Origin of the sequence: Nocardioides zhouii, from assembly GCF_004137345.1 — a bacterium.
Taxonomy (GTDB): domain Bacteria; phylum Actinomycetota; class Actinomycetes; order Propionibacteriales; family Nocardioidaceae; genus Nocardioides; species Nocardioides zhouii.
This window is the reverse complement of the sequence record NZ_SDWV01000007.1, coordinates 190,305-201,264: the sequence shown is the minus strand read 5'-3', so window position 1 is coordinate 201,264 and position 10,960 is coordinate 190,305. Positions and strand designations below refer to the sequence as shown.

The following is a 10,960-nucleotide window of genomic DNA, read 5'->3' as shown; positions in this document are numbered from 1 at the left end:
GGGCAGTGACCCAACGGCACCTCGGGTGCATCAGCGATCAGGTGACCGCCGACAGGAAGATGGTGCACCAGTGAGCGCGCGTACACCGCTCGCCGGCGCCCTCGTTGCCGAGGGCATCTCCTTCGTCGGCACGCGGGTGTCGATGATCGCGATCCCGTGGTTCGTGCTCTCGACCACCGGGTCGGCCACCCAGACGGGGCTGGTCGCCGCGGCCGAGATCACCCCGCTGGTGATCTTCAAGGCGCTCGGCGGGCCGCTGCTCGACCGGGTCGGTCCCCGCCGGGTCACCCTCGTCTGCGACCTCCTCTCGGCCTTCGTCGTCGCCGCGATCCCCCTGCTCCACGGGCTCGGGATGCTCGGCTTCCCGACCCTCCTCGTGCTGGTCGCGGTCGCCGGCGCCCTGCGCGGGCCGGGGGACGCCGGCAAGGGCGCGATGAGCCCCGAGATCGCGCGCGTTGCGGGCTACTCCCTCGAGCGGGTGTCCGGACTGGCCGCAGCCGTCGAGCGCACGTCGTCGATGGGCGGCGCGGCGCTGGCCGGCCTGCTGGTCGCCGGCGTCGGCGCGGCCAACGCGCTCTACGTCGACGCCGCCTCCTTCCTCGTCTCCTTCGTCGTCTTCGCCATCGCCACCACCGGGCTCGGCCGGCCCGTCCCGCGGGAGGGCGACGTCACCCCGACGTCGTACGTCCACGAGCTCCGGCAGGGCTGGGACTTCCTGCGCACCGAGCCGGTGCTCGTCGCAATCTGCGCGATGGTGGCGGTCACCAACCTCGTCGACCAGGCCTACAGCGCCGTCCTCGCACCGGTGTGGGCCAAGGAGTCCGGCGCCGGGGTGGCCGTGCTCGGCACGCTGTTCGCCGTGATGAGCGGGGCCTCGGTGCTGGGCGCCCTGACGGCGGCGCGGTGGGGCGAGACGCTGCCGCGCTACCGGACGTACGTCGTCGCGTTCCTGATCTGCGGTGCGCCGCGGTTCGTCGTGATGGCGCTGGAGTCGCCGCTGTGGGCGGTCTTCGCGGTCACGTTCGTCGCGGGCGTCGCGTCGGGCTTCCTCAACCCGATCCTCGGCGCGGTGATCCTGGAGCGGATCCCGCCCCCGCTGCTCGGGCGGGTCTCGTCGCTCAACACCGCGATCTGCTGGTCGCTGATGCCGCTCGGCGGGGTGCTCGGCGGGCTGGCCGTCGCCGGCCTCGGCCTCTCACCCGCGCTGCTCGTCGCCGGTGCGGCGTACTTCGTCACGACGATGGCGCCGACCCGCGTGCCGTCCTTCCGGCGGATGGACCGCGCCCCGGAGGGTGATCCGGAGCCGGTGTCGAGCGGTGGTCCAACGACATTCTGAAGACTTCGACTGTGGCTGGAGCACCGCCCATCGGCGTGTCGTTTCGTGTCTCGCTGGGGGCGGTGGCGGAGCGACGTTTCCCGCCGGCGGAATGTGGTTGGACCACCGCTCCACGATGCTCAGGGTGTGAAGCGCGCCGCCACCTCGACGACCCGGTCGAAGGCCTCGGCCTCGCCGATGCTGACGCGTACGCCCGAGCCGGCGAAGGGCCGGACCGAGATCCCGATCTCGCCGCAGGCCGCGGCGAACTCGAGGGCGCGCTCGCCCAGGGGGAACCAGACGAAGTTGCCCTGCGCATCCGGCAGCTCCCAGCCCACCTCGCGCAGTCGGGAGACGAGGTCGGCGCGGCGCTCGACCAGGTCGTCGACGCGGGCGAACAGCTCGTCGCGCGCGGCCAGCGAGGCGATCGCGGCGGCCTGCGCGACGTGGCTGACCCCGAACGGGAGCGAGACCGCGCGGAGCGCTCCGGCGATCGGCGACGGGGCGACGGCGTACCCCACGCGGAAGCCGGCCAGGCCGTACGCCTTGGAGAACGTGCGGGTGAGCACGACGTTGTCGTGGCGGCGGTAGGTCGCGATGCCGTCGATCGCGTCGTCCATCCGGACGAACTCGAGGTAGGCCTCGTCGACCACGACGACGACGTGGGACGGGACCTTCGCGATGAAGGCGTCGAGGTCGGCCTGGGTGACGGCCGGACCCGTGGGGTTGTTGGGCGTGCAGACGATGACCACCTTGGTGCGGTCGGTGACTGCGGCGGCCATCGCGTCGAGGTCGTGGCGGCCGTCAGCGGTCAGTGGCACCTGCACGCTGGTCGCGCCGCCCGCAGTGACGGCGATCGGATAGGCCTCGAAGGAGCGCCAGGCGTAGACGACCTCGTCGCCGGGGTCGCAGAACGCGTTGACCAGCTGGTAGATCAGCCCGACCGAGCCGGTCGCCGCCGCCAGGTCGTCGACCGGCACGCCCATCGCCTCGCCGAGCGCGGCGTACAGCGCGGTGCTGCCCATGTCGGGGTAGCGGTTCATCTGCGCCGCGGCCTCGGTCGCCGCCTCCAGCACGCCGGGCAGCGGCGGGTAGGGGTTCTCGTTGGACGAGAGCTTGTAGGACGTCAGCCCCTCACGGGCGACCGGCGGCTTGCCGGCGATGTACGCCGGGATGGCGAGCACGTTGGACCGGGGCTGGGGAGAGGGGGACGGAGCCATGCCCCGACCTTAGTGAGCCGGTTTCCGTCCCCGCCACGGGCGGGTGAGCGGCAGCAGGAGCACACCGATCAGGAAGCCCACCCCGGCGCCGACGATGTTGTCGACCATGTCGGTGACGTCGCAGGCGCGGTCGATACGGGCCAGCTGGAGCTGGGCGAGCTCGACGCCCACGCTGTACGCCGCCAGCAGCGCGAGCCCGATCGGGGCGAGCACCACGCCGGACCACCAGCGGCCGACGGCGAGCACGAGGAACATCCCGGCCGGCACGAAGAGCAGCACGTTGAGGGTGCGCTGGTCGAACCCGAGACCCTCGAACGCCGCACCGTTGGGACCGCCGTAGTCCCACGAGCAGGAGTCGCTGCGGCTGTCTGCGGGCACGATCCCGACGTCGGCTCGGGTGGGGACCAGCGTCGCCACCGCGATCGCCGCCAGCGACCAGACCAGCCCCGAGACGGCCACCGCCGAGAGCGTGCCGAGCCGCGCGCGCAGCGACAGGCCGAGGAGCGCCGACACGACGCCGGCGGCCAGGACGGCGAGCACCATCACGCCCGTCCCGCCGAAGGTCACCACGGCGGTGAGGCTAGCCGGTGGTCCGCGTTGGCTACCCTCGCCTCATGCGCTTCGTGACGTGGTTGCTGACCTATGCCGCCGGGCTGGCCGTGGCCGCCTGGCTGCTCGACGGGATCTTCTTCGACGGCCCCGCCAACGGCCAGGCGGAGATCCAGGAGAAGATCCTGCCGCTGTTCGTGGTCGCGCTCATCCTCGGACTGGTGTCGACCTTCATCGAGCCGGTGATCAAGCTGCTCTCGCTGCCGTTCATCATCCTCACGCTCGGCTTCCTGCTGCTCGTGATCAACGCCCTCATGCTGCTGCTCACCGCACGGCTCGCGGACGCGTTCGACCTCGGCTTCCACGTCGACGGCTTCTGGAACGCGCTGGTCGGCGCCGTGATCGTGACCGTCGTCGGCTGGGGCGTCCGGACGGCGCTCCCCGCGCGGGACTGATGCGGGTGCCGGACCCCTCCAGCCAGCCTGCCCCGCTCCCTCCGCCCCGGTCGACCGACGGCTACCGCATCGCGCTCGTCTGCCTGGGCAACATCTGCCGCTCCCCCACCGCGCACGTCGTGCTCGAGCGGCGCCTCGCCGACGCCGGGCTCGGCGGCCGCGTCGAGGTGGCGTCGTCCGGCACCGGCGGCTGGCACGTCGGCAACCCGATGGACGAGCGGGCCGCTGCCACCCTCTCCGCCGCCGGCTACGACCCGAGCCGGCACCGCGCGCGGCAGTACGGCGCGACGTGGCCCGAGGCGTACGACCTCGTGCTCGTGATGGACGCGGCCAACCTCGCCGACGTCGGCGGGCGTACGGAGCGGGTCGGCCTGTTCCGCGACTTCGATCCGGTCGATCCGGGTGGCGAGGTGCCGGACCCGTACTACGGTGGTGCCGACGGCTTCGAGGAGGTGCTGGCGATGGTCGAGCGCACGAGCGACGCGATCGTGGGCGCCCTTCCCGGCACGCTCGGCACCCCGGCCGGGGACCACGCCTGATGGCTCGCCAACCGTTGGCCGCCCGGCGCGCCGAGGAGCTCCTCGGGTCGTCGGTCGTCGCGACCTCGCCCGTCGCGGGCGGTGACATCGCCACCGCGACCCGGCTGCGCCTCTCCAGCGGCCAGACCGCGCTGATGAAGACGTTGCCGCACGCGCCCGAGGGCTTCTTCGAAGCCGAGGCGGCCGGCCTGCGCTGGCTGGCCGAGGTCGACGGCGGCATCCCGCTCCCGCAGGTGCTGGCCGCGGCGAGCGACTGCGTGATCCTGGCGTGGATCGAGCAGAGCTCGAAGACGCCGGCCGAGGCCGCGGTCACCTTCGGCCAGCAGCTCGCGCGCACCCACGCCGCCGGCGCCGACGACTGGGGCCTGGACCACGACGGGTTCATCGGGCGGCTGCCGCTGCCGAACAAGACGGCCGGCTCGTGGGCCGAGTTCTACGCCGTACGCCGGCTGCTGCCCTACCTCAAGCTCGCCCGCGACCGCGGCGCCATCACCGACTCCGATGCGGCTGCGGTCGAGGCGGTCGTCGGCCGGCTCACCGAGCTGGTCCCCGACGAGCCGCCGGCCCGTCTGCACGGCGACCTCTGGAACGGCAACTGCCTCTGGGGCCAGGACCTCGCGATCCACGTGATCGACCCGGCGGCCTACGGCGGGCACCGCGAGGTCGACCTGGCGATGCTGCACCTCTTCGGGCTCACGCACCTGCCGCGGGTCGTGGCGGCGTACGACGAGGCGCACCCGCTCGCCGACGGCTGGGAGGACCGGCTCGGCCTCCACCAGCTGTTCCCGCTGCTCGTCCACGCCTGCATGTTCGGGGGGAGCTACGGCGCGCGGGCCGGGACGATCGCGGCGCGCTACACCTGAGCCGAGTGCGCTCGCGGTCGTGGTCGCCGCAGGGCTCCGCACTCGACTTCTCAGGTCTGGCTCAGGCCGCGGTGGCATCCTTGCCGCGTGACCGACTCCAAGCCCCGCGTGTTGGTCGTCGACGACGATCGCGCGGTGCGTGACTCGCTGCGCCGGTCGCTGGAGTTCAACGGCTACGAGGTCGTCCTCGCCGCCGACGGCGCCGAGGGGCTGGTGGCGGTCGGCGCCCAGCATCCCGACGTCGTCGTGATCGACGTGATGATGCCGCGCCTCGACGGGATCGAGACGACGCGGGCGCTGCGTACGGCCGGCAATGACGTACCGATCCTGGTGCTCACCGCCCGCGACGCGGTCGGCGACCGGGTCGAGGGCCTCGACGCCGGGGCCGACGACTACCTCACCAAGCCCTTCGCGCTGGAGGAGCTGCTGGCCCGGCTCCGCGCGCTGCTGCGCCGGGTCGTCCCGGACGAGGACGGCGACGGCGAGCTGCTGACCTTCGCGGACCTCACGATGGACGTGTCGAGCCGCGACGTCTCCCGCGGCGGGCGCCCGATCGAGCTGACCCGCACCGAGTTCACCCTGCTGGAGATGTTCCTGCGCCGGCCGCGGCGCGTGCTCGACCGGTCGTTCATCCTCGAGGAGGTCTGGGGCTTCGACTTCCCGACCAGCGCCAACTCGCTGGAGGTCTACGTCGGCTACCTCCGCCGCAAGACCGAGGCGGAGGGTGAGTCCCGGCTGATCCAGACCGTACGCGGCGTGGGCTACGTGCTGAAGGAGACGTGACCCGGATGAAGCCCGACGCCGCGCTCGCCCAGGGTCGCTTCCACTACCGCCGGTCGCTGGCGTCGCGCGTCGCGGTCCTCACAACCGTCGCACTCGGGGTGTCGATCGCGATCCTGTCGCTGACGGCGTACGTCGTGATGCGCCAGCAGCTGATGAGCTCGCTCGACCAGTCGCTGCTCAACCGCGCCCACAAGGCGACCACGATCTCCGCCCTGTCGGACCTCACCGTGCGCGGGTTCCCGCCGTGGGTGCTCGGCGCGGCCGACGTGCGGATCATCTTCGTGACCGCGGACGGCCCCCCGAGCGGCACCGACATCCCGCACTTCACCCTCGGCCAGCCGGAGTACGACGTCGTCACCGGGCGCCGGGACTCCACGGTCCGCACCCTCGTCACGGAGGAGGGCGAGCGCTTCCGCGTCGCCACCGTGTCGGCCGGCAGCGGCCAGGCGCTCGTGCTGGCCCAGCCGCTGGCCACCAACGACCGCACCCTGGAGAAGCTCGGCGGCGTGCTCTTCGCCTTCGGTGCGCTCGGTGTGCTGACGGCTCTGCTGGCGGGCTGGCTGGTGGCCCGCAACGGCCTGCGACCCGTACGCCGGCTGACCTCCGCGGTCGAGCGCATCGCCGTCACGGAGGACCTGACCCCCCTGCGGATCGAGGGGGACGACGAGGTGGCGCGCCTGGCGACGGCGTTCAACCAGATGCTGCTCGCGCTCGGCGCGTCGCGCGACCGGCAGCGTCGGCTGGTGGCCGACGCGAGCCACGAGCTGCGTACGCCGCTCACGTCGCTGCGCACCAACCTCGACCTGCTGCGGCAGGCGGAGGGCAACACCGCGCTGCCGGCCGAGGCGCGGCTCGAGCTGCTCGACGACGTCCGCGGGCAGATCGAGGAGTTGAGCGCGCTGGTCGGCGACCTCGTCGAGCTGGCCCGCGACGAGCCGATGACCCACGTCGTCGCCCAGGTCGACCTCGCCGACGTCGTCGACCGCGCAGTGACGCGGGTGCGGCGGCGCGCGCAGGGGATCTCCTTCGACGTCGCGACCGACCCGTGGGTCGTCGTCGGCGACTCGAGCAGTCTCGAGCGGGCGGTGACCAACCTGCTCGACAACGCCGCCAAGTGGAGCCCCGCCGACGGCACCGTGATCGTCCGGCTCGCCGACGGCGTGCTCGTCGTCGACGACCAGGGCGACGGTGTCGCCGAGGCCGACCGGCCTCACGTCTTCGAGCGCTTCTTCCGCTCCGAGGAGTCGCGCGCGATGCCCGGCTCCGGGCTCGGCCTGGCGATCGTGCGGCAGGTGATCGACCGCCACGGCGGCCGCGTCGAGGTGTCCCAGGCGCCGACCGGCGGGGCTCGGTTCTCGCTGTGGCTGCCGGGCGTCGACGCCCTTGTAACGCCGGGTTAGTGCTTGTACCCACCCCCTTGCTCGGGGGTGGGTACAAGTAGTAACCCGGCGTTACAGCTGGTCGGGGACGTCGAAGACGCGCAGCAACCGCTCGGCCTTCCACTCCGACTCGGCCCACTCCTCCGCGAGGTCGGACTTCACGGTGATCCCGCCGCCGGTGCCGAGGCGCCAGGTGCCGGTGCCGTCGGTCGTCAGCGACCGGATGACGACGCCGAGGTCGGCCGGGCCGTCGCCACTGATCCAGCCGAACGCGCCGGCGTACACCCCTCGCGGCGTCGACTCGACCTCGCCGATGACCTCCATCGTGCGCAGCTTCGGGGCGCCGGTCATCGAGCCCGCCGGGAAGAGCGCGCGCAGTGCCCCCACCGTGGTCACGTCGTCGCGGAGCCGGCCGCGGACGGTCGAGACGAGCTGGTGCACCGACGCATAGCTCTCGACCTCCATCAGTGCGGGCACCTCGACCGACCCGACCTCGCACACCAGCGACAGGTCGTTGCGCAGCAGGTCGACGATCATCAGGTTCTCGGCGCGCGTCTTGGCGTCGCTCGCCAGCCGCTCGCGCTGCCGCTCGTCCTCGTCGGGGGTCGTGCCGCGCGGCGTCGTGCCCTTGATCGGCTTGGTCTCCAGGTGCCGGTCGGGCGTCACGAGGGCGTACCTCTCCGGCGAGCTCGACAGCAGCCACGCCCGGGCGCCGTCGACATCGTGCTGGAGGAAGCCGGAGTACGGCGCGGGGTTGAGGTCGCGGAGCCGGACGTACGCCGACACCGGGTCGAGGTCGGACGCGATCGTGAGGCGGTGGGTGAGGTTGACCTCGTACGAGTTGCCGGCGTGGAGGTGCTCCTGGACGGTCGCGAAGGCGGCGGCGTACGACTCAGGAACCCCTGCTGTCACAGAGGTGGGCGGAGCTTGGCGCTGCTGGGCCGTTGCAACGGCCGAATCGCGACGGAGTCCCCGCTCAAGCGGTGACTCCGACGGAGAGCCCGACGGAGAGCCCGACGGAGAGCCCGACGGGCTGACCGCGTGCTCGAACACCCGCACCGCGCGAGGGCGCATCCAGACGGCGTCGGGGAGGGTGGGGTCGCCGGGGCCGGGAAGGAGTGCGGGGAGGTCGGGCCGCGAGGCGTAGCCGAGGTAGCCGAACCACTGCTCGCCGGCGACCATCCGCTCCTCGAGGACAGTGAAGATGTCGTCACCGACGACCTCGGACGTCCCGCCCGTGTGGGCGCGCACCTCCCGCCGGGTCGCCGACCAGGTGAGGGAGACGTCGTCGTCCTCGAGCCAGCCGATGATCGAGCGGCTGCCGGACCACTCCCGCGCGCCGCCGCCGTCGAGCCAGAAGCAGCGCCGGTGGCGGGCCGCCACGTCGAGGAAGAAGGAGACCGGTTCACTCATGCACGTACTCGCTTCGCTCCGTGCGCACATGAGGCACGTATCACCCTGTGCTGGATGGCTCGCTGGCTGCGCTCACTCACGAAGGAAGTTCCTGACCAGGTCGGCGCCGTGCGTCGAGAGGATCGACTCGGGGTGGAACTGCACGCCCTCGAGCGGCAGGTCGCGGTGCCGGACCCCCATCACGACGCCGTCCTCGCTCCACGCGGTCGCGACCAGCGCGGCCGGCAGCCGCGTGGCGCCGAGCGAGTGGTAGCGCACGGCCGCGAAGTCCTGCGGCAGGCCGTCGAAGACGCCCGCGCCGTCGTGGCGGATCGCGGCCACGTCACCGTGCGCCGGCGTCAGCCGCGAGACCGTCCCCCCGTACGCCGCGACCAGCCCCTGCATCCCGAGGCAGACCCCGAGCACCGGGCGCGTCCCGGCCAGCAGCACGGCGGTCCCGACGGCGAAGTCGACCGGCGACGCGGGGTGGCCCGGACCGGGCGAGAGCACCACGTGGGAGTGCCGGAGCACGTCCTCGGCCGCCACCTCGTCGTGCTGCACGACCCGCGGCAGCGCGCCGGTCACCGCGGCGATGAGGTGCACCAGGTTCCACGTGTAGGAGTCGTGGTGGTCGACCACGATCACGTCCGGCTGCACGCGCCGACAGTAGTGCTACTGCCTCACGCCGCGACACGCCTCCGACACCGGCTCGTCGCCCTTTTCGCGGCAGCCGTCGAACGCGGCCAGCTTCGCCATCAGCAGGTCGACCTCGGCCTTCCGCTTCGGACTGGCGAAGGCGTTGCGCTTCTCCCAGCGACTCGCGCCGTAGCGGTAGAACTCGTAGCCCCACTCGGTCGTACGGCGCCGCGGGTCGAGGTCGAGCCGCACCAGCAGCGCACGCCGGCTCCGAACGGCCGTGTACGACGGGATCCGGTCGAGCTCGGCGCCACTGAAGGCCGCGTCGGGATCGCCGCCGGTCAGCGTCTGCTGGGTGTGCTCGAGGAACGCGTACGACTGCCGTACGAGCGCGGGTTGCGACAGCGTCGGCACGAGCGAGAGGCCGCTGCGGTAGGGCGCAGGTGCGAGCCCAGCCAGCTCCTCGAAGGTCGGTGCGAGGTCGATGTTGCTGGTCACCTCGCGCCGCGCGCCCGGCACGACTCCCGGCCCGGTGACGAGCAGCGGCACCCGCACGTCGGTGTCGTACGCCGTGCCCTTGCCGCGCCAGAGGCCGTTCTGGCCGAGGTGGAACCCGTTGTCGGAGGTGAGCACGACGTACGTCTCCGGGCCGACCGTGCGCAGGATCTTCGTGATGAGCCGGTCGGCGGACTGCGCCATCCGGGCCCGGTCGCGCAGGTCACGGACCGCGGCCGCCGCGGGCAGCGTGGGCACGGTGTTCCAGGCGCGGGCGGGCTTGCCGTCGACCGTGCGGGGCCGGTTGTCCTTGCGCCGATCGGCGAACCCGGGCAGGTCGTCGACGGTGAGCTTGCGGCACGCGACCCGCCCGCAGCTCCGCTCGCCCGCGCGGTCGCGGAACATCGGCGGGAAGAGCGGGTCGTCGGCGTAGTGGCCCTCCGGCTGGGTGCGGCTGTGCGGTGCGTAGAGCGAAACCTCCAGGAAGTACGGCGCGTCCGCAGCCTCGTTGGCCGAGAGGAAGTCCATCGCCAGGTCGCCGATCACCGTGCCGGCGTACGCCTTGTCCTTGGCGCTGTCGCTGGCGCTCGCGGTCGGCGCGTCGTGCTGGGTGAGCCGCATCCGGCCGTCTACCACCGAGGTGCTCGCGAAGTCCCAGCCGTCGTACGCCGAGCCGAAGACCGTGTTGAACGTCGACCAGCCCGGCACCACCGGCGGGAGCGCGCGACCCGGCGACCACTCGTACTCGTTGAGGAACTTGCCGACGAAGCCGGTCGTGTAGCCCGCCTCCTGCAGCCGTACGTTGAAGGCGCGCTCGGGGTTGCCGTTCGTGTCGTACGCCGGCCAGCCGCCGAGCATCGAGCTGCCCTCGTTGCTCGTGTTGGTGCGCACGCCGGTCTGGTGCGGGTACTGCCCGGTGAAGAAGCTCGAGCGCGACACGCAGCACAGCGAGTCGGTGACGAACGAGTGCGGGTAGGACGCGCCTGCCTTCCGCATCCGCTGCACTGACCGCATGGTCGGCGCGAGGTCCATCGAGAAGTCGTCGAGCATCACCACGACGACGTTGGGGCGGGCGTCGGGCGCGGCCGCCGGAGCCGGGGCAGTCGTCCTCCCCGTCGCGACGCCGCACCCCGCTGCGCCGAGCACGAGCGCGAGCAGGCAGAGGCCGGCCCACGCTCGTCTGAAGTGCTGCATGTCGTTCCCCCGTCGTGTCCCGAGTCACCAGACTGGTGGCGGCCGGCGCCGTCGGTCGCCCGCCACGCCGGTCCGACTCAATGTCTACCAGACGACTTCACTTAGCCACCCGTCCCGGTATCTAGGGACGTTCTGGTAGG

Annotated in this window: 11 protein-coding genes; 6 read left to right on the top strand and 5 right to left on the bottom strand. The window is 72.5% G+C overall.

The genetic code is table 11. The annotated features are described in order from the left end of the window. Positions 1-70: 70 nt before the first annotated feature. Positions 71-1,336, top strand: a complete 1,266-nt coding sequence (locus EUA94_RS09320; RefSeq protein WP_207210476.1) for an MFS transporter — start codon at positions 71-73, stop codon at positions 1,334-1,336. Positions 1,337-1,455: 119 nt separating this feature from the next. On the opposite strand, the gene hisC is transcribed toward EUA94_RS09320, so the two are convergent. After that, on the bottom strand, positions 1,456-2,535 hold the full coding sequence (hisC, locus tag EUA94_RS09315) for a histidinol-phosphate transaminase (protein ID WP_129426589.1): 1,080 nt from the start codon (positions 2,533-2,535) through the stop codon (positions 1,456-1,458). 9 nt (positions 2,536-2,544) lie between these two features. After that, complete coding sequence (locus EUA94_RS09310; protein ID WP_129426588.1) at positions 2,545-3,105, bottom strand: VanZ family protein; 561 nt, start codon at positions 3,103-3,105, stop codon at positions 2,545-2,547. 44 nt (positions 3,106-3,149) lie between these two features. Between EUA94_RS09310 and EUA94_RS09305 the strand changes: the two genes are divergently transcribed. From EUA94_RS09305 to EUA94_RS09285, 5 genes are all read left to right on the top strand, one after another. Then, complete coding sequence (locus tag EUA94_RS09305; RefSeq protein ID WP_129426587.1) at positions 3,150-3,539, top strand: phage holin family protein; 390 nt, start codon at positions 3,150-3,152, stop codon at positions 3,537-3,539. A 5-nt stretch (positions 3,540-3,544) separates the two neighbouring features. Further along, complete coding sequence (locus EUA94_RS09300; protein WP_242494761.1) at positions 3,545-4,078, top strand: low molecular weight protein-tyrosine-phosphatase; 534 nt, start codon at positions 3,545-3,547, stop codon at positions 4,076-4,078. Then, entirely contained in the window at positions 4,078-4,941 is an 864-nt protein-coding gene (locus tag EUA94_RS09295) for a fructosamine kinase family protein (RefSeq protein ID WP_129426585.1), read from the top strand. The genes EUA94_RS09300 and EUA94_RS09295 overlap by 1 nt, the downstream gene beginning before the upstream one ends. An 87-nt stretch (positions 4,942-5,028) precedes the next feature. Beyond that, complete coding sequence (locus EUA94_RS09290; protein ID WP_129426584.1) at positions 5,029-5,724, top strand: response regulator transcription factor; 696 nt, start codon at positions 5,029-5,031, stop codon at positions 5,722-5,724. 5 nt (positions 5,725-5,729) lie between these two features. Further along, a complete protein-coding gene (locus EUA94_RS09285) occupies positions 5,730-7,124 on the top strand; it encodes a sensor histidine kinase (RefSeq protein WP_129426610.1) in 1,395 nt (464 codons plus the stop codon). Between the two features lie 51 nt (positions 7,125-7,175). Here EUA94_RS09285 and pabB read toward each other — a convergent pair whose 3' ends face one another. The 3 genes from pabB to EUA94_RS09270 form a co-directional block, all read right to left on the bottom strand. Further along, complete coding sequence (pabB, locus tag EUA94_RS09280; RefSeq protein ID WP_207210475.1) at positions 7,176-8,516, bottom strand: aminodeoxychorismate synthase component I; 1,341 nt, start codon at positions 8,514-8,516, stop codon at positions 7,176-7,178. 72 nt (positions 8,517-8,588) lie between these two features. Next, the gene (locus tag EUA94_RS09275) at positions 8,589-9,152 is read right to left on the bottom strand and encodes an anthranilate synthase component II (protein ID WP_129426582.1); all 564 of its coding nucleotides are present in this window, start codon (positions 9,150-9,152) and stop codon (positions 8,589-8,591) included. Positions 9,153-9,167: 15 nt separating this feature from the next. After that, positions 9,168-10,820: a sulfatase-like hydrolase/transferase gene (locus tag EUA94_RS09270; protein WP_129426581.1), complete on the bottom strand. Its 1,653-nt coding sequence runs from the start codon at positions 10,818-10,820 to the stop codon at positions 9,168-9,170. Positions 10,821-10,960: the final 140 nt, after the last annotated feature.

Coding starts and splice junctions, on each gene's coding strand:
- hisC (WP_129426589.1), bottom strand. CDS start 2,535: ATGGCTCCGTCCCCCTCTCCCCAGCCCCGGTCCAACGTGCTCGCCATC.
- EUA94_RS09305 (WP_129426587.1), top strand. CDS start 3,150: ATGCGCTTCGTGACGTGGTTGCTGACCTATGCCGCCGGGCTGGCCGTG.
- EUA94_RS09295 (WP_129426585.1), top strand. CDS start 4,078: ATGGCTCGCCAACCGTTGGCCGCCCGGCGCGCCGAGGAGCTCCTCGGG.
- EUA94_RS09285 (WP_129426610.1), top strand. CDS start 5,730: ATGAAGCCCGACGCCGCGCTCGCCCAGGGTCGCTTCCACTACCGCCGG.
- pabB (WP_207210475.1), bottom strand. CDS start 8,516: ATGAGTGAACCGGTCTCCTTCTTCCTCGACGTGGCGGCCCGCCACCGG.
- EUA94_RS09270 (WP_129426581.1), bottom strand. CDS start 10,820: ATGCAGCACTTCAGACGAGCGTGGGCCGGCCTCTGCCTGCTCGCGCTC.